General features: G+C 64.1%; 13 protein-coding genes and 1 pseudogene. 7 read left to right on the forward strand and 7 right to left on the reverse strand.

Going from position 1 to position 16,888, the window contains the following annotated elements; genetic code table 11:
• Window position 1 precedes the first annotated feature (1 nt).
• Genes GPJ75_RS13955 through GPJ75_RS13970 form a run of 4 tightly spaced genes read right to left on the reverse strand, consistent with a single transcriptional unit; the run spans window position 2 to window position 5,794 of the window.
• Window positions 2–3,274, reverse strand: coding sequence for an efflux RND transporter permease subunit (locus tag GPJ75_RS13955; RefSeq protein ID WP_163268937.1), 3,273 nt, complete (start codon window positions 3,272–3,274; stop codon window positions 2–4).
• Window positions 3,271–4,260, reverse strand: a complete 990-nt coding sequence (locus tag GPJ75_RS13960) for an efflux RND transporter periplasmic adaptor subunit (protein WP_163268938.1) — start codon at window positions 4,258–4,260, stop codon at window positions 3,271–3,273. Before GPJ75_RS13960 ends, GPJ75_RS13955 begins: the two co-directional genes overlap by 4 nt.
• 11 nt (window positions 4,261–4,271) lie before the next feature.
• Window positions 4,272–4,475: a YgaP family membrane protein gene (locus GPJ75_RS13965; protein ID WP_163268939.1), complete on the reverse strand. Its 204-nt coding sequence runs from the start codon at window positions 4,473–4,475 to the stop codon at window positions 4,272–4,274.
• 26 nt (window positions 4,476–4,501) lie between these two features.
• Window positions 4,502–5,794 carry an NAD(P)/FAD-dependent oxidoreductase gene (locus GPJ75_RS13970; protein ID WP_163268940.1) on the reverse strand — a complete coding sequence of 431 codons (1,293 nt, stop codon included), beginning with the start codon at window positions 5,792–5,794 and terminating at the stop codon, window positions 4,502–4,504.
• A gap of 225 nt (window positions 5,795–6,019) precedes the next feature.
• Here GPJ75_RS13970 and GPJ75_RS13975 point away from each other — a divergent pair, with 225 nt between their 5' ends.
• Entirely contained in the window at window positions 6,020–6,304 is a 285-nt protein-coding gene (locus GPJ75_RS13975) for an ArsR/SmtB family transcription factor (protein ID WP_246249054.1), read from the forward strand.
• Window positions 6,305–6,532: 228 nt separating this feature from the next.
• On the forward strand, window positions 6,533–8,929 hold the full coding sequence (gene ppsA / locus GPJ75_RS13980) for a phosphoenolpyruvate synthase (protein ID WP_163268975.1): 2,397 nt from the start codon (window positions 6,533–6,535) through the stop codon (window positions 8,927–8,929).
• A gap of 113 nt (window positions 8,930–9,042) precedes the next feature.
• Here ppsA and GPJ75_RS27595 read toward each other — a convergent pair.
• A pseudogene (locus tag GPJ75_RS27595) lies at window positions 9,043–9,162 on the reverse strand (DUF2267 domain-containing protein); the annotation flags it as partial.
• 15 nt (window positions 9,163–9,177) lie between these two features.
• Window positions 9,178–10,197, reverse strand: a complete 1,020-nt coding sequence (locus GPJ75_RS13990) for a 2-hydroxyacid dehydrogenase (RefSeq protein ID WP_163268943.1) — start codon at window positions 10,195–10,197, stop codon at window positions 9,178–9,180.
• A gap of 161 nt (window positions 10,198–10,358) precedes the next feature.
• Between GPJ75_RS13990 and GPJ75_RS13995 the strand changes: the two genes are divergently transcribed.
• The 4 genes from GPJ75_RS13995 to GPJ75_RS14010 all read left to right on the forward strand — a co-directional run bounded on the left by GPJ75_RS13995 (window position 10,359) and on the right by GPJ75_RS14010 (window position 15,281).
• Complete coding sequence (locus GPJ75_RS13995; RefSeq protein ID WP_163268944.1) at window positions 10,359–10,823, forward strand: host attachment protein; 465 nt, start codon at window positions 10,359–10,361, stop codon at window positions 10,821–10,823.
• A gap of 181 nt (window positions 10,824–11,004) precedes the next feature.
• Complete coding sequence (locus tag GPJ75_RS14000) at window positions 11,005–11,712, forward strand: ABC transporter ATP-binding protein (RefSeq protein WP_163268945.1); 708 nt, start codon at window positions 11,005–11,007, stop codon at window positions 11,710–11,712.
• Window positions 11,713–11,716: 4 nt separating this feature from the next.
• Window positions 11,717–14,080, forward strand: a complete 2,364-nt coding sequence (locus GPJ75_RS14005; RefSeq protein ID WP_163268946.1) for an ABC transporter permease — start codon at window positions 11,717–11,719, stop codon at window positions 14,078–14,080.
• A gap of 4 nt (window positions 14,081–14,084) precedes the next feature.
• Window positions 14,085–15,281 (forward strand): efflux RND transporter periplasmic adaptor subunit, encoded by a 1,197-nt coding sequence (locus GPJ75_RS14010; protein WP_163268947.1) that lies wholly within the window; start codon window positions 14,085–14,087, stop codon window positions 15,279–15,281.
• A gap of 120 nt (window positions 15,282–15,401) precedes the next feature.
• On the opposite strand, the gene GPJ75_RS14015 is transcribed toward GPJ75_RS14010, so the two are convergent.
• Window positions 15,402–16,238 (reverse strand): universal stress protein, encoded by an 837-nt coding sequence (locus GPJ75_RS14015; RefSeq protein ID WP_163268948.1) that lies wholly within the window; start codon window positions 16,236–16,238, stop codon window positions 15,402–15,404.
• 272 nt (window positions 16,239–16,510) lie between these two features.
• Between GPJ75_RS14015 and GPJ75_RS14020 the strand changes: the two genes are divergently transcribed.
• Window positions 16,511–16,870: an SHOCT domain-containing protein gene (locus GPJ75_RS14020; protein ID WP_163268949.1), complete on the forward strand. Its 360-nt coding sequence runs from the start codon at window positions 16,511–16,513 to the stop codon at window positions 16,868–16,870.
• Window positions 16,871–16,888 lie beyond the last annotated feature (18 nt).

The raw sequence follows: 16,888 nt of genomic DNA on the forward strand, positions 1-16,888 counted from the left end.
TTCAAGCCGTCTCCAGAAGCCTCCGGCGGGCAGCCGGGGTATCCTCGGCCGGGTTTTCGTCCTGCGGCTCGATCTCCCTTTCCCGCCCGCCTCTAAGCGCGACGTAGATCGCTGGGATAACGAGCACGGTGAGCGCGGTGGAGGAGGCGAGGCCGAAGAGGAGCGAGATGGCGAGACCCTGGAAGATTGGGTCGGCGAGGATGACGGCAGCACCGATCATGGCGGCGATCGCCGTGAGCAGAATCGGCTTGAAGCGGATGGCACCGGCTTCCAGGAGCACGTCCACCAGCGGCCGCTCCGGGCTGCGCACGTTGCGGATGAAGTCAACCAGCAGGATCGAGTTGCGCACGATGATGCCGGCGAGCGCGATAAAGCCGATCATGGAGGTGGCCGAGAACGGCGCGCCGAACAGCCAGTGCCCCAGCATGATGCCGATGAAGGTGAGCGGGATCGGCGTCAGGATGACGAGCGGCAGCTTGAAGGAGCCGAACTGGGCGACCACCAGGATGTAGATGCCGAGGATCGCCACCATGAAGGCCGCGCCCATGTCGCGGAAGGTGACCCAGGTCACCTCCCATTCGCCGTCCCACAAGAGCGTCGGATGCGACTCGTCGTCCGGCTGGCCGTGCAGCGCGATGACCGGTTTCGGCACCTCGTCCCAGTCGGCCTCCTCTATTACCTTACCCACGGCCATCATGCCGTAGACCGGCGCTTCGAAATCACCGGCAAGCTCCGCCGTCACCATCTCGGCCGCGCGACCGTTGTGGCGGAAGATCGGATAGGAGGCGGGCTCGCGGGTGACCGCCACCACGTCGCCGAGCTCGACGATGCCGCGCTCGCCGGGCAGCGCGTTTGCGGGAACCGGCGTAGCGAGCGCCCGCTCGCCGACGATCCGGTCGCCCTTGGAGAGCGCCACGCGGATGGGGATGGGCGGCCTGCCGCCGCCGCGGTGCGAATAGCCAACGGTCGAACCGGCATAGAGCCCGCGGATGGCGTCGTAGACATCGGCCTGTTCCACACGATGGTATTCGAGATTGTCCTGATCTATCGCCAGCCGCACGCGCTCGTGTTGCACGCCGTAGGAATCGTCCACGTCGACGATGAAGGGTACGCTCTCAAACGTCTCGCGCACCTTAGCCGCGACCGCCCGCCGCGTTTCGGGATCGGGTCCGTAGATCTCGGCGAGCAGCGTGCCCATGACCGGCGGGCCGGGCGGCGGCTCGACCACCTTGAGCACCGTACCGTTCGGTACGGGAAGGCCCGCCAGCCGCTCGCGTATTTCGAGCGCGATGTCATGGCTTTCCCGGTCGCGCTCGCCTTTCGGAAGCAGATTGACCTGGACGTCGCCCATTTCCGGCGAGGAGCGCAGATAGTAGTGCCGCACGAGGCCGTTGAAGTTGAACGGGGCGGCGGTGCCAGCGTAGGTCTGGAAGGAGACGACCTCAGGGATTGACGCCAGCCGCACCGCCACCTGCTGCAGCACGCGGTCGGTATCCTCCACCGAGGCACCCTCGGGCAGGTCGGCCACCACTTGCAGCTCCGCCTTGTTGTCGAAGGGAAGTAGCTTGACCGTCACGTCCTTCGTATAGAAGAGGCCGAGCGAGGCGAGCGTGGCCATACCGACGAGGACGAGGAAAGCCCAGGCCCTGAGGCGCGACTTCAGGATGGGCCGGGCAACGGCGACATAGGCTCTGCCCAGGCGCCCTCCGTGGCCGTCGTCATGGCTGTGGCCGGCGACCGGCGCCCGGCCGGCGAGCTTCAGCATCAGCCAGGGCGTCAGCATAACGGCGACGAAAAAGGAGAAGAGCATCGCGGCCGAGGCATTGGCCGGGATCGGGCTCATATAGGGGCCCATCAGACCGGAAACGAAGAGCATTGGTAGGAGCGCGGCCACGACGGTGAGTGTCGCAACGATGGTCGGGTTGCCCACCTCGGCCACGGCCAGTGTCGCGTCCAACGCACGCGAGCGGCCGGTGTTCATGCCCCAGTGCCGGGCGATGTTCTCGATCACCACGATGGCATCGTCCACCAGGATACCGATGGAGAAGATGAGCGCGAAGAGGCTCACGCGGTTGAGCGTGTAGCCCATCACGTTGGAGGCGAAGAGGGTGAGCAGGATGGTGGTCGGGATCACGACCGCCACAACCAGCGCCTCGCGCCAGCCGATGGCGAAGGCGACGAGGAGCACGATGGAAACCGTGGCGAGCCCGAGATGGAAGAGAAGCTCATTCGCCTTCTCATTGGCCGTCTCGCCATAGTCGCGCGTGATCGTCATCTCCACGTCGTCGGGAACGATCTGCCCGCGCACCTGCTCCAGCCGATGGATGATGGTCTCGGCGATGGTCACCGCGTTGGTGCCGGGCCGCTTGGCGATGGCAAGCGAGACGGCGGGAAGGCGCTCAAGCCCCCCCTCCGTCTTGCGTACCTCGGTGACGCGGGTCTCGTTCGGCTCGGTGGCAATCACGATGCTCGCCACGTCGCGCACATAGACGGGCCGGCCGTCGCGAGCGGTAAGGAGCAGGTTTCCGATCTGACCTTGGGTCTGGAGCGTCTGGCCGGCGAGCAGGGTGCGCTGCTTCCCGTCCTCGCGCACGAGGGCTGCCTGGAAGGAGCGGTTGGCGCCCTCCACCTTGGCCGCAAGCTGCCGCAGCGTGATGCCGTAGAGCGAGAGCTTTTCCGGGTCCGGCTCGACGCGGATTTCCTCCGGCTGCTCGCCAATGATATAGGTGAGGCCGATGTCGGGAAGCTTGGCCACCTCCACCTGCAATTCGCGTGCAAGGCGTGTCAGCCCGTTGGCCGTCCAGCGTTCGGCGGCCTCGGGCGTTGGCGTCAGCGTGACGACGACGATGGCGACGTCGTCGATGCCGCGGCCGACGATCAGCGGCTCAGGGATTCCGTAGGGGATACGGTCCATATTGGCGCGCAGCTTCTCGTGCACGCGCAGGATGGCGGCGTCCGCACTGGTGCCGACCAGGAAGCGGGCGGTGACGACCGCGCCGTCGTCCCTCGTCTGTGAATAGACGTGCTCGACACCGTCGATGCTCTTGACGATGGATTCCAGCGGCTCGGTAACAAGCTTGACGGCATCCTCCGCCTTCAGCCCATTGGCCTCCACATGGATGTCGACCATCGGCACGGAGATCTGCGGCTCCTCCTCGCGCGGCAGGGTGAGAAGCGCCACGAGGCCCAGCGCGAAGGCCGTGATGAGGAAGAGCGGCGTGAGTGGCGAGGCAATGAATGCACGCGTCAGCGCGCCAGCGATGCCGAGCTTCATGGGAGGATGACCTTGTCGCCGTCGTGCAGGCCGGTGAGGACTTCCACGCGCGGTCCGGCGCCGTCCAGGAAGCTCTCGCCGAGGATGACGGCGACCTCGATGGCGCCGCCAGCGCTCGAAAGCGCAACGTAATCGATACCGTGGCGGGTCGTCACCGCCTCGGGGGGAACGGCGACGACGCTGCGGTGGCCGACGGGGATGCGCACCAGTGTGCGCTCGTTGACGAAGTAGTCGCCCAGACCCTCGACCTCGACATCGGCGATGACGCGCCCTTCCGATATCTCGGGATAGATTTTGGCGACGCGGCCTTCCCGCTCCTGCTCGGCGGCATTGTCGAAGCCGCGCCGGCCGATAAGCACCGAGGCGCCCTCCTCAATGTCGGCGGCATATCGCTCAGGGAGGGAGAGGCGGAGGTAATACCTGCCGGTGGCGACGCGCGCGATCTCCTCGCCTTGAAGCACGACGGAGCCCTGCGTCACCGGCACGGTAAGCACGCGGCCGGTGGCCGGCGCCAGAACCTCGCCCTCGCGCGCCTGCTGCTCGACGACGGCTCGCGCCGCCTGCGCCGCCGTCAACTGGTTGGCCGTCACGTTGAACTGCGTCCTTGCCTCGTCCACGCGTCCCTGCGAAACGACGCCACGGGCCAAGAGCTGTTCGGCACGCTCCAGCTCCGTCCTGGCGTTGTCGAGTTGCGAGGTAATCTCCCTGATCCTGGCTTCGGCCGCATCGAGCTCAAGCGCGATCTTCTCGTCGACCACGATAGCGATCACCTGGCCCTCTTCGACCTCGCTGCCCTCGGTGACATGGACTGTGCGGATCGTGCCGCCGGTGCGGGCCCGCGCCGGCACGACAGTGCGGCTCTTCACCTGGGCGAACACCGCTTTCATCTCGGGAATGGTGGCCGTGCCCACCGTGAACTCGCCGGCAGCGGCGGCGCTGGCGAAAAGCGCAAGAACGGCAAGGGCCAGAGGGCTCAGTCGCAACATGGGTCGTCGTCCTACTTGAAGGTCGTGCCCGGCCTCACACCGAGCTTCTTGAAGACCATGGCGGCCGGGCAGAAACCGGTGACGGAGGCCTGCACCAGGTTGAGCCCAACGAAGACAGTCAGGAGATACCAGTAGGGCGAAGCGTAAAAGCCGAGCGCCAGCGAGATAAGCACCATGAAGCCGGCGAACATCATGACGGCACGGTCGAGGGTCATTGGTTTTCTCCAAGTTGAAGGGGCGTTCATTCGCCCGGTTCGAGGTGGATTTCCTTGAGCTTGTTGATGCCTAAAAGCTCAAGCGCGAGGTTCTCGTAGAAGGTCTCGGCATGGCCATGCCGGACCTTGTGTAGGAAGTATTTCTCGAAGCCGACCTTTGCTGCGTGCACCCACCTGCCCTGCGAAGACCAGTTGACGTTGCGCGGCGGAATCTGCGGCTTCGCAACGAAGGCGATGCCCTCATCGCCGAAATCGGCCAGGCACACCGCGTTCCATGACGCGACTGCCTTCGGCTCCTCCCCGCGGATGAGAGCGGCGATGTTGTTGGCCGTTGCCGTCACCATGGATTCGATCATGAAGCCGGTCTTTGGCACGCCGACGGGCAGCGGCGTCTTGCCGACCGGCGGAATGGCCACGCACACGCCGACGGCGAAGATGTTGGGATAAGTCGGGTTGCGCTGATACTGGTCGATGATGACGAAGCCGCGCGGATTGACCAGCCCCTCGATGCCGTAGACGGCCGGCACGCCGCGGAAGGCGGGCAGCATCATGGAATAGGCGAAGGGAAGCTCGTGCTTCGTCCGGGTCTCGCCGCTCTCGTCCACCTCCTCGACGAACATTCGGCCCGGCTCGACCTTGGCCACCTTTGCGTTGGCAATCCACTTGATGTGGCGTTCGCGCATGGCGCTCTCAAGTAAGCCCTTGGTGTCACCCACCCCGTCGAGGCCGAGATGACCGATATAGGGCTCCGGCGTGACGAAGGTGATCGGCACCTGGTCGCGCTTCTTTGCCTGCCTGAGCGCAGTATCCAGGATGAAGGCGAACTCGTAGGCCGGGCCGAAGCAGGAAGCACCCTGCACGGCGCCGACCACGACCGGTCCCGGGGCCTTCACGAGCGCATCGAAGGCCTTTTTCGCCTCAGCCGCGTGGTCGATATGGCAAACGGAGTGCGTGTGCCGGGCAGGCCCCAGCCCAGGCACCTCGTCGAAGGCGAGATCGGGGCCGGTGGCAACGATCAGGTAGTCGTAGTCGATGAAGGTGCCGTCGCCGAGCGCTATCCGGTTTTCCTCCGCGTGGACCCGCCTGGCGCCTTCCGGCCTTAAGCCGATGCCCCTGCGCTTGAAGACCGGCGCCAGATCGACACTGATCTCCTCGGGCTTGCGCCAGCCGACGGCCACCCAGGGGTTGGACGGGACGAAGGAATAGGTAGGACCGAGATTGACGACGGTGATCGTATCCGACGGCCGCATCTTCGCTTTCATCTCGTAGGCCATAATGACGCCGCCGAGGCCGGCACCGAGAACGACGATTTTTGACATGGCTTTTCCTCCTTCAGGGATTGCCACAAACGCTCATCTGCATGCCATACGCCGCGCTGCAGCACCTTGATCAGGCTCAATTCCCGTGATGGATGAGGAAAAGAGGATTCGCATGTGCACCGAAACAACCGCTTCCAACTCGCGGCACCACGCCGCCGGCGGCATCCGCCGTCATTGCATATAAAATTCAAATATTGTAAATTCAATACTATGAATGTAAGAGAGATGATCCCCGCCTCAAACGAGGCCGCCGACCTGATGCGCAGCCTGTCGCATCCCCAGAGGCTCCTGGTGCTATGCGCGCTGGGCGCGGAGGAGAAATCCGTCGCCCGGCTGCGCGCCGAACTAGACATCGCGCAGGTGCCCATGTCGCAGCAGTTGATGCGGCTGAGAGCTGACGGGCTCGTCGAGGCTCGGCGGGACGGCACCACCGTCTACTATCGCATAGCGCGCCCGGAAGTGTTGACGATTGTGGAAGCGCTGCACACGGCCTTCTGTGGACCACGATAAAGCGTTTTGGCCAACGGATGGCGCAACGCTCTCCGGATAAGGCTTTCATCGATAGAACGACGGCAGGCGCCTCCGGGAAATCCCGCATAATCGTTGCGCTTGCTGACGACGAGCGGCCGATTGACCCGGATCAAGGCGGCCCGCGGCCGCAACGGCAGACTGGCTTGCAAACCACAGGAGCACGCCATGGAAAGCGCTGTCCGTCAATCGACCGCAGTGAGCCAAAGGATGAAAGGTCCCGGCAAACCCCGTCCGGTTATCTGGTTCGAGGAAGTGGGGCGCGGCGACGTTAGCCGTGTCGGCGGCAAGAATGCTTCGCTTGGTGAAATGGTGCAGACGCTGGCGCCGAAGGGCATCCGCGTTCCCCCTGGCTTCGCCACCACGGCGGAAGCCTATTGGCACTACGTCGAGGCGAACGGACTCAAGGAGCGCATCGCCTATCTGCTTGCCGAGATGGCGTCGGGCAAGGCTCCGCTCGCCGAGACCGGCCAGGCGATCCGCTCCCTGCTTCTCAAGGGGGATTGGCCGGAGCGGACCGCATCAGCGATCATCGAAGCCTATCGCGAGCTTTGCGAGCGCGCGGGCAAAGCGGAAGTCGACGTGGCCGTGCGCTCCAGCGCCACGGCGGAGGACCTACCGGACGCAAGCTTCGCCGGACAGCAGGAGACGTTCCTCAACATAAGCGGCGAGAAGGCGCTGCTCGACGCCTGCCGGCGCTGCTATGCCTCGCTGTTCACCGACCGCGCCATCAGCTATCGCCAAGCGAAGGGATTCGACCACATGGGCGTCGCCCTATCCATCGGCGTGCAGCAGATGGTGCGGTCCGATCTCGGCGGCTCGGGTGTGATGTTCTCCATCGACACGGAGACCGGCTTCAAGGACGTGGTCGTCGTCGACGCCGCCTGGGGGCTTGGGGAGAATGTGGTTCAAGGAGCGGTCGACCCGGACGAATATCAGGTCTTCAAGCCACTGCTCGCCGAGCACACGGTCACGCCGATCATCGGCAAGACACGGGGCGAGAAAGCGCAGAAGATGGTCTATGCATCGGGCGACAGGCCGACGCGTAACGTGCCGACCTCGAAGGCCGAGCGCATGGCTTTCGTGCTGTCGGACCCGGAAATCCTCACGCTCGCCCGCTGGGCCGCAGCCATCGAGGCCCATTACGGCTGCCCGATGGACATGGAGTGGGCCAAAGACGGCGAGACGGGCGAGATATTCATCGTCCAGGCACGGCCGGAGACGGTGCAGTCGCAGCGCGCTGAAACCGCCTTCAAGTCATACACGATCACCGGGAAGGGAAGGACACTGGCCACGGGGCTTGCCATCGGCGATGCGGTGGTTTCCGGTCGCGTCTGCCTGATCGAGGATGCGCGCGACATCGACAGGTTCGTCGACGGTTCGATCCTCGTCACCGGCACGACGGATCCCGACTGGGTGCCGATCATGAAGCGGGCGGCGGCCATCGTCACCGACCATGGCGGGCGCACCTCGCACGCGGCGATCGTCAGCCGCGAACTCGGCCTGCCGGCGATCGTCGGCACGGGCGATGCCACGCTCGTGCTTCATTCCGAGCAGGAGGTCACCGTTTCCTGCGCGGAGGGAGACCAAGGCTTCATCTATGATGGCACGGCCAGCTTCGAGACGGAGACGGTCGACGTGACCGACCTGCCGGAGACGCGCACCGAGATCATGCTGAACCTCGCCAATCCCGCCGCGGCGCTGCGCTGGTGGCGTATCCCTGCCGACGGCGTGGGGCTTGCCCGCATGGAATTTGTGGTCTCCAATCACATTCGCGTCCACCCCATGGCGCTGGCGCGCTACGACCAACTGAATGACGAGGCGGCGAAGCGCGAGATCGCCGAGCTGACGGCGGGCTACGCGGACAAGACGGAGTATTTCGTCGACCGGCTCTCTCGCGGGCTTGCCCGCATCGCGGCAGCTCTTTATCCGAAGCCCGTCATCGTGCGCATGAGCGACTTCAAGACCAACGAGTATGCGGGCCTCATCGGTGGCGCGGAATTCGAGCCGGAGGAGGAAAATCCGATGCTCGGCTTCCGGGGAGCAGCGCGCTACTACTCGCCGCGCTACCGCGAGGGCTTCGCGCTGGAATGCCGGGCGATCAGGCGGCTGCGCGAGGAGATGGGATTTACCAACGTCGTCGTCATGATCCCCTTCTGCCGTTCCACCAGCGAGGCCGACCGGGTGCTCGAGGTCATGGCCGAGAACGGGCTGAAGCGCGGCGAGAACGCCCTTCAGGTCTTCGTCATGTGCGAGATACCTTCGAACGTCGTGCTGGCGGCGGAATTCGCCAAACGCTTCGACGGCTTTTCCATCGGCTCCAACGATCTCACACAGCTCACCCTTGGTGTGGACCGCGACTCCCGTGAGCTTGCCGAGTTGTTCGACGAGCAGGACGCGGCGGTGAAATGGATGATCGCCAACGTGATTGCCGAGGCGCGCAAGGCCGGCGCCAAGATTGGCCTGTGCGGCCAGGCGCCCAGCGATCATCCCGAATTTGCGGCGTTCCTCGTCGAATGCGGAATCGACTCCATCTCGGTAAGCCCCGACAGCTTCATCGCCGTGAAGAAGCAGGTGGCGGCGGCTGAAGCCGTCAGGAAGTGTTGATGCTGCCACCACGTCTGACGGAGAAGAGACCATACGCCCTTTCGCGCTGAAGGGCCGGAAGATCCCCCACGACACGGGCGGCGAATTCGTCCATCTACCGATCGGTGTAGGCTTGGCATATGCCAGCCTTCATAGTGGATGCCGCGCACGAGGATCGGAAGCGGTGCCCCGAGGTAGACGGCTTGCTCGACGGTTAAGCGGTCGCGCAGGGCATGAAGCACCACCCTGAGCGCGCTACCAGAACGCTGTCAGGAACTCTCCGCCCTCACGATCTTCTCGACCGATATCTCATGATCCGCGCAGCCACATTCACCGAATGCGGTGATGTTGCCGATTGTCGTCTGCGCGATGTTGGCAAGTGCCTCCTTCGTGAAGAAGGCTTGGTGGCCGGTAATCAGCACATTGGGGAATGTCAAAAGCCTTGCAAAGACATCATCCCGGATGAACCGATCGGAAAGGTCCTGAAAGAACAGATCCGCTTCCTCCTCGTAGACATCGAGACCGAGGCTGCCGATGATGCCTTCTTTCAGGCCGCGGATGACGGCCCGCGTCTCGATGACTGCGCCCCGACTGGTGTTGACCAGCATCATACCGGGCTTCAGGAGCGGCAAGGTCTCCGCGCGGATCATGTGATGGGTCTCGGGCGTGAGCGGGCAGTGCAGGCTTAGAATGTCGGACTGGGCGAAAACCTCCTCGCGCTCCACAAAGGTCACACCCAATCGCTCGCAGGCAGGGTTCGGCAGGGGGTCGTTTGCCAGCAGCCTGCAGCCAAAGCCGATGAGGATATGCGCCAGCACCTCGCCGATCCTGCCGGTGCCGACGATGCCGACCGTCTTGCCGTTGAGGTCGAAACCGAGGAGGCCGTCGAGCGCGAAATTGCCTTCGCGCACACGGTTGTAGGCGCGGTATATCTTACGGTTGAGCGCCAGGATAAGCGCCATCGTGTGCTCAGCGACGGCATGTGGCGAATAGGCGGGAACCCTTGCGACGCGGATGCCCAGATCGCGCGCCGCTTCAAGATCGACATTGTTGAAACCGGCACTTCTCAGCGCCACCAGCCTGGTGCCGAGTTCGTCGAGGGCCTCGAGCACGGGCTTGCCAAGGTCATCGTTGACGAAGGCGCACACTGCCTCCGCGCCTCGCGCCAGGGGCGCGGTTTCCACAGAGAGCCGCATGTCGAGGAACCACAGGTCGTGACCTGCGCCTTCATTTGCCGTGGAGAGAAACTGACGATCGTATGGTTTCGTGCTGAATACGGCCACCCTCATGGCTTTTCTCCCGCAGCGCCGCCTCGCGGTGTTCTTCTTCACACACCTGTATCGACACGGGCCCATCAGATTAAGCGTTCAGGCGACATGAACTTTGATGCGCGTCAAGGGCCAGGAGCACGATTCAGCCTATGAGGACTTGAAACCAGGGAGTGGCCGCGATGAAAAAGCCGAAGACATGGTTCCTCGTCGCCGACGGGACGCTGGCGCGCATCGTGCGCGATCTGGAGCAGGATCCCGAGACCGGGCCGCATCCCGAGGACATCGTCCTCGAGATGGAGCACAAGCCGCTTCGGCGCATCATGGCGGACCGGCCGGGACGCAGTTTCGCTTCGTACGGTGCGCGGCGCTCGGCGATGGAGTATCGTTCCGATCCGATCCGGGAGCGGCAGGTGCGGTTCGCGGCCATGCTGATCCGGCGGCTGGAGAAGCTTCGTATCGCCCACGCATTCGACAGGCTGGTGATCGTCGCGGAGCCGCAGATGCTGGGTATCCTCCGCGAAGCGCTCCCGCAAGCGCTCAAGGCTCTGGTTGTCGGCGAGGTGGACAAGGACTTGTCGAGGCTTCCACCGCGGGAGTTGTACAAGGCACTCGCCGATCTCGGCGCAACTGCCGGGATTCGCTGATCCAGCGGCGTGCAACGGAGGCGCGCCGCGCTCCGGGAGAGCCTTTTCCGTCGCTGCCGACGCATTTCAGCCGGTGTGCCGCTCTCGACATGGCCACTCCGCTGGCGGTTTGACGCGCATCAAGGCCAAGCCACCGCGTGGCGTTATGACTAGCGGGCAAACGCGAAAGGCCCGCGCTCACATGGACAAGCCGATCTTCTCCGTCCACTGCCTGACGAAGGTGTATCGCACCGGCGAGGTGGAGGTCTTTGCGCTGCGCGGCGTGGACCTCGATCTGGAAGAGGGTGAGATGGCCGTCCTTCTCGGACCCTCCGGCAGCGGCAAGTCGACGCTCCTCAACATTATGGGCGGGCTCGACCACGCGACGTCCGGCAAGGTGCACTTCCGTGACCAGGAATTGACAGGGTTCTCCGAACGGCAGCTCACACGCTTCCGGCGCGAGCATGTCGGCTTCGTCTTTCAGTTTTACAACCTGATCCCCAGTCTCACGGCGTGGGAGAATGTGGCGCTCGTCACAGAGATCTCCACCGACCCGATGGCGCCGGAGGAGGCGCTGGAGATGGTAGGCCTGAAGGACCGCATGACGCATTTCCCCGCCCAGCTCTCGGGCGGCGAGCAGCAGCGCGTGGCTATCGCTCGCGCCATCGCGAAGCGGCCGGAGGTGATGCTGTGCGACGAACCCACCGGCGCGCTCGATTCCAAGACTGGCATCCTCGTACTCGAAGCGCTCTGGCGCATCAACGAGGAACTGAAGACGACAACGGCAATCATCACTCATAACGCGGGCATAAGGGACATCGCCCACCGCGTCTTCACCTTCAAGGATGGCCGGATCGCCGAGGCGGAGGTGAACGACAGGCGGGCGCGGCCGGCCGAGGTGAGCTGGTAAGGCGATGTCTGTCCTCGACCGCAAGCTCCTCCGCGATCTTGCCCGCATGTGGGCACAGGTGCTCGCCATCGCCCTGGTCATGGCCTGTGGCGTTGCCACACTCGTGCTGGCCATCGGCGCCTACCGCTCGCTCGACGAGACACGCGCGGCCTTCTATGACCGCTACCGCTTCGCGACCGTCTTTTCGGGGCTGACGCGGGCGCCTCTTCAGCTCAAGACCCGGCTTTCATCGATCTCTGGCGTGAGCGGTATCGAGCTGCGCATTGTCAAGCCAGTCCTGCTGGACATCCCCGGCATGGTGGAGCCTGCGACCGGCATCGCCGTCTCGATCCCGGACTTCGGCGAGCCGGCGGTCAATCGCCTCTACCTTCGTTCCGGGCGCCTGCCTGAACCGGGTCGTACTAGCGAGATCGCGGTGACGGAGCCATTCGCGGCCGCTCATCGGATGGCACCTGGCAGCCGCTTCGACGCCATCATGAACGGGCGCAAGCGGACGCTGACCGTTACGGGCATCGTGCTGTCACCGGAATATATCTACGCCATCGGGCCGGGCGACCTGGTCCCCGACCAGCGGCGCTTCGGCGTCTTTTTCATGCCGCGCACGGCGCTCGCCGGCATCTTCGACATGACCGGCGCCTTCAACGACGTGGCGATCCGCACCCAGAGGAACGTCGACCTACGCGCGGTGATCGACGCTCTCGATACCCTGCTCAAGCCCTACGGGGGAACGGGTGCACACGACCGGGATGACCAGATCTCGCACATGTTCCTGGACAGCGAACTGGTCCAGCTCCGCGCCATGGCGATGGTCATTCCGCCGGTCTTCCTGTTCGTCTCAGCGTTCCTGGTCAACATGATCCTGACACGTCTCATCGCCCTTGAGCGCGAGCAGGTCGGGCTGATGAAAGCCGTCGGCTATGGCCCGATGGCGATCGCCTGGCACTACGCGAAACTGACGCTAATCGTGGCCTTGGTCGGCATCGCCATCGGCTCGGTCGCCGGCAACTGGCTGGGGCGTGGCATGACGGACCTTTATGCCCGCTTCTATTCGTTCCCCTTCCTGATCTTCCGGCAGAGCCTCGACCTTTACGCCATTGCCGCCACCGTCAGCGCGCTGGCAGCGTTGGCAGGCAGCGCCCGCGCCATCTGGAGCGTGGTGCGCCTTCCGCCGGCGGTAGCGATGCAGCCACCGGCGCCCACGCGCTATCGCAGCCTGCTTGGGGCGGGATCGCGCCTTTTGCGGGTGTTTTCGCAGCTCACGATCATGGCCCTCCGCCACCTGATCCGCTGGCCGGTGCGCACCCTTACAACCGCACTTGGAACGTCGCTTGCTGTGGCGCTCCTGATCACGGCCCTGTTCGCGTTCGATTCAACAGCCTTCATGGTCGACACCGTGTTCACGCGCTCCGAACGCCAGGATGCGACCCTGTCCTTCAGTACAGAACGCTCTCCTCGCGCATTGCAGGAAGTGGCCGCCATGCCCGGTGTGCTGCGCGCGGAGGGTTTTCGCGCAACGCCGGTCATCCTGCGCCATGGCCATCGTGAGCGCCGGCTCGTGATCCAGGGGCTTGTTCGGGAAGCGGACCTTTCCCGCGCGCTCGACAAGGCTCTCGATTCCGTTGAGCCACCATCTTCAGGGCTGATGATCTCGGAGTGGGTCGCCAACTTGCTCGACCTGCACATTGGCGACATTGCCGAGGTCGAACTGTTGGAAAGAGACCATCGGATGGCGGCGGTGCCGATAAGCAGCGTCGTCGAAAGCTTCATCGGGCTCGCCGTCTACATGCGCACTGACGCCCTCGACCGGATGATCGGCGACGGGCCGCGGCTCTCAGGGGTGCATGTGGCCATCGACCCCTCGCAGCTCTCCAAGCTTTACGAGACCATCAAGCGCACGCCGGCGGTTGCGGCGATCGCTTTGCAGGGGCTCTCACGCGAGCGTTTTCGAGAGACAATCGAGGAGAACATCACCATCATGACGACCGTCTACGCCGCACTTGCCGTCATCATCACCTTCGGCGTCGTCTACAACTCGGCACGCATCCAGTTTTCGGAGCGGGCACGGGAACTGGCAAGCCTGCGTGTTCTCGGTTTCACCAAGGGCGAGGTGTCGAGTGTTCTCCTGATCGAACTCGGCGCGATCGTCGCGCTGGCGCAGCCGCTTGGCTGGCTGTTCGGCTATTTCTTTTCCTGGACGGTGGTGGAGGGATTCTCGAGCGACCTTTTCCGCGTCCCGTTCATCATTGACCGCTCCACATTCGCCGCCTCCAGCCTCGTGGTGCTTGGCGTTGCGGCACTGTCGGCTCTGATCGTGCGCCGCCGTGTCGACAGGCTCGACCTCGTGCGTGTGCTCAAGACAAGGGAATAGTCCGATGAAATCCCTCTGGCTCAAACGCTCCTTGATGGCACTGGCGGCATTGGCGGCGGTCGCCGTCGTCGCCTGGTCCCTGCGCGAGCAACCGGCTCTCGTGGACGTCGCGGAGATAAGGCGAGCCCCCATGAAGGTGACGATCCGGGAAGAGGGCGTCACCCGCGTGCGCGAGGTTTACACGGTCTCCGCCCCTATCGCCGGGCACCTTTCTCGAACGGTGCTCAAGGAGGGCGACCGCGTGAAAGCGGGTGAGACCGTTGTGGCCAGTATCCACCCCCTCGACCCACCTCTCCTCGACCGGCGCACTGAAGCGGAATTGCTCGCCGCCCGCGATGCCGCACGGTCCGCCGTCGGCATTGCCGGGAGTGAGTTGCGAAAGGCCGAGACGGCCCTGCGATTGGCGGAGACGGAGCTTGAGCGCGCCCTCAAGCTGCATGGGCCGGGTATCATCTCCGAAAGCGCCTTGCAGAAGGTGACCAACGACGTCGAGTTGCAGAAGGCGGCCGTGGAGGCTGCCCAGGCAACGGTCCGGTTCCGCCGGGCGGAACTGGCGAGCGTGGAGGCACGGCTCCAACAGACCGACCTTCGCGATCCAAGGGGCGAGAGCTGCTGTGTCAACGTGCTTGCGCCAGTGGATGGCACAGTGCTTGGCGTGCTTGCCGAGAGTGAGCAGGCCGTGGCAGCCGGCGCGCAGATCGCCCAGATCGGCGATACGAGCGATCTCGAGGTGGTCGTCGACCTTTTATCGGCCGACGCCGTCCGCATCGCACCGGGAACCATCGCGCTCGTGCATGACTGGGGCGGCGATCGGCCCCTCGAGGCCACCGTCCGGCGTATCGATCCGGCCGCCTTCACCAAGGTTTCCGCGCTTGGCATCGAGGAGCAGCGCGTCAACACGGTTCTGGACCTCGAAGAAAGCGACGACCGCTTGGGACATGGTTATCGGGTGTTTGCGGAGATGACTGTCTGGAAGAGCGCAGACTGCCTGCAGGTGCCGATCAGCGCGCTTTTCCGCAACGGAGGTGACTGGAACGTGTTCACCGTCGAGGACGGCCGCCTGCGGCAAACGACGGTGGAGATCGGCCAGATGAACGACGAAGTGGCCGAGGTACTGGGCGGTGTCGAGGCTGGCGACGTCGTCGTCCTCCACCCTGCGGACACACTTGAGCAGGGTAGCTGGGTCGATCGTAGAGAGTGAAACGCGCGTGACCCAAACCCCACTGCGTCGATTGCTCGCGATACGGTCGTGCACATCCTTCTCACCCCAGTGATCAGATCTCCTCATGCAAGCTCGGATGGAAGAACAACCGGGGCTGCGCTATCGTGCCATAAGGACCGGCAGCGAGGACTGAGCGAGGATCGACTTCGTGACGCCACCGAAGATGCGCTCGCGGATGCGCGAATGGCCATAGGCGCCCATCACAAGGAGATCGGCCGCACAATCGACAGCGTGCCTCCGCAGGATTTCAGCGGTGGAATGACCTTGGCTCGATAGGCAGTCGACAGTCACCTTCGCACCGTGACGGGCAAGATAGGCCGCCGCATCGGCGCCCGGCTCCGCACCATGGCCGCTCTCGCTCTCAACCGGATCGACTGACACCAGCCGAACCTCCTCAGCGCCTTCAAGTATATCGAGGCACTCGCGCACCGCCCTTGCGGCTTCGATGCGCGAATCCCATGCAATCATGATGCGTTTCGGGCTGAGTGTGGCCTGCCAACCTTCCGGGACGACCAGAAGCGGCTTGCCCGAGGAGAAGAGGGCCCCCTCGATTGCCTTACTCCTTAGTGTGCCGCCCGCGGGCAGGTCGGGCCAGACCACTGTAATGTCTGCATAGCGGCCGCGCCGACCGATCGCTTCGTCGGCCCACGCGACTTCCGTATATTCGCTTGCCACGTCCGTAGAGATGGATGTTGAAGCCAGGTATTGCGAGACCTGAACGGTGCGCCCCTGCAACGCTTCGAGATCAGCCCGTCGCTCCTCCATCCAGGCGTCGGAGGCCATTGCTGCATACTCTCCAACGGGCGGCGGCGCGGCAAGCGCGACGACAAGAACGGAAAGATGGGCCTTCGCCTCCTCGCACAGCGCAACGGCGTTCCCAAGATCGCCCTCAGCTTGGGTAAGGCCCGTGACCGTAAGAAGCGTCCTGAATGACATGATGACACTCCGCTCACCGTGGACGTCCAAGTGAGACATTCTATATCTCACTCGATCTATTCCCTTCTTGCGCTGAATCAAACCGCCAGCCGTTCACCGGCATATTATTAAGTAATGGCATCCGTGTGATTGCTTTGGATCAAGGCCGCACCGGAGGGGCTGTCTAGTGGAACCGTGTTGGGATGCCCGTCGAGATGGGCGGCGCAGCCGAGATTGCCAGGAGCAGCAGTACATCCCCCGGTTGCCGTCTGGCGCAAAGGAGCAGGAACGTGATGAGACTTACAGTATCGATCGGAACCATCGCAGGTGCAGCTATTGCTCTTCAGCCAGGTGCGGCATGGGCGCAAGCCTCCCCCGACTTCGACCGCTACGGCTGGGGACCGCACATGATGGGATGGGGTGGCGGGTGGTTCGGAATGATCTTCGGGCCGATCTTCATGATCCTGGTGCTCGCCGTGGTGATCGCGGTCGCCGTTCTCCTCGTACGCTGGCTCGGCGGACCGTGGCAGGCCGCCGCCCCGCATCAGCCGCCATCGACGCGAACACCGCTCGATATCCTCAAGGAGCGCTTCGCGCGCGGGGAGATCGACAAGGAGGAATTCGAGGAGCGACGCCGCACTCTCGGCGAATGAACCTCATCCATACCTGAG

The sequence above is a fragment of the Chelativorans alearensis genome (genome assembly GCF_010993735.1).
GTDB lineage: Bacteria > Pseudomonadota > Alphaproteobacteria > Rhizobiales > Rhizobiaceae > Chelativorans > Chelativorans alearense.

What these genes read in the sequence shown, in the direction of transcription:
- ppsA (WP_163268975.1), top strand. Translation starts at nt 6,533, where the DNA reads ATGAAAGGTCCCGGCAAACCCCGTCCGGTTATCTGGTTCGAGGAAGTG.
- GPJ75_RS13990 (WP_163268943.1), bottom strand. Translation starts at nt 10,197, where the DNA reads ATGAGGGTGGCCGTATTCAGCACGAAACCATACGATCGTCAGTTTCTC.
- GPJ75_RS13955 (WP_163268937.1), bottom strand. Translation starts at nt 3,274, where the DNA reads ATGAAGCTCGGCATCGCTGGCGCGCTGACGCGTGCATTCATTGCCTCG.
- GPJ75_RS13960 (WP_163268938.1), bottom strand. Translation starts at nt 4,260, where the DNA reads ATGTTGCGACTGAGCCCTCTGGCCCTTGCCGTTCTTGCGCTTTTCGCC.
- GPJ75_RS13965 (WP_163268939.1), bottom strand. Translation starts at nt 4,475, where the DNA reads ATGACCCTCGACCGTGCCGTCATGATGTTCGCCGGCTTCATGGTGCTT.
- GPJ75_RS14005 (WP_163268946.1), top strand. Translation starts at nt 11,717, where the DNA reads ATGTCTGTCCTCGACCGCAAGCTCCTCCGCGATCTTGCCCGCATGTGG.
- GPJ75_RS14015 (WP_163268948.1), bottom strand. Translation starts at nt 16,238, where the DNA reads ATGTCATTCAGGACGCTTCTTACGGTCACGGGCCTTACCCAAGCTGAG.
- GPJ75_RS13970 (WP_163268940.1), bottom strand. Translation starts at nt 5,794, where the DNA reads ATGTCAAAAATCGTCGTTCTCGGTGCCGGCCTCGGCGGCGTCATTATG.
- GPJ75_RS13995 (WP_163268944.1), top strand. Translation starts at nt 10,359, where the DNA reads ATGAAAAAGCCGAAGACATGGTTCCTCGTCGCCGACGGGACGCTGGCG.
- GPJ75_RS14000 (WP_163268945.1), top strand. Translation starts at nt 11,005, where the DNA reads ATGGACAAGCCGATCTTCTCCGTCCACTGCCTGACGAAGGTGTATCGC.
- GPJ75_RS14020 (WP_163268949.1), top strand. Translation starts at nt 16,511, where the DNA reads ATGAGACTTACAGTATCGATCGGAACCATCGCAGGTGCAGCTATTGCT.
- GPJ75_RS14010 (WP_163268947.1), top strand. Translation starts at nt 14,085, where the DNA reads ATGAAATCCCTCTGGCTCAAACGCTCCTTGATGGCACTGGCGGCATTG.
- GPJ75_RS13975 (WP_246249054.1), top strand. Translation starts at nt 6,020, where the DNA reads ATGATCCCCGCCTCAAACGAGGCCGCCGACCTGATGCGCAGCCTGTCG.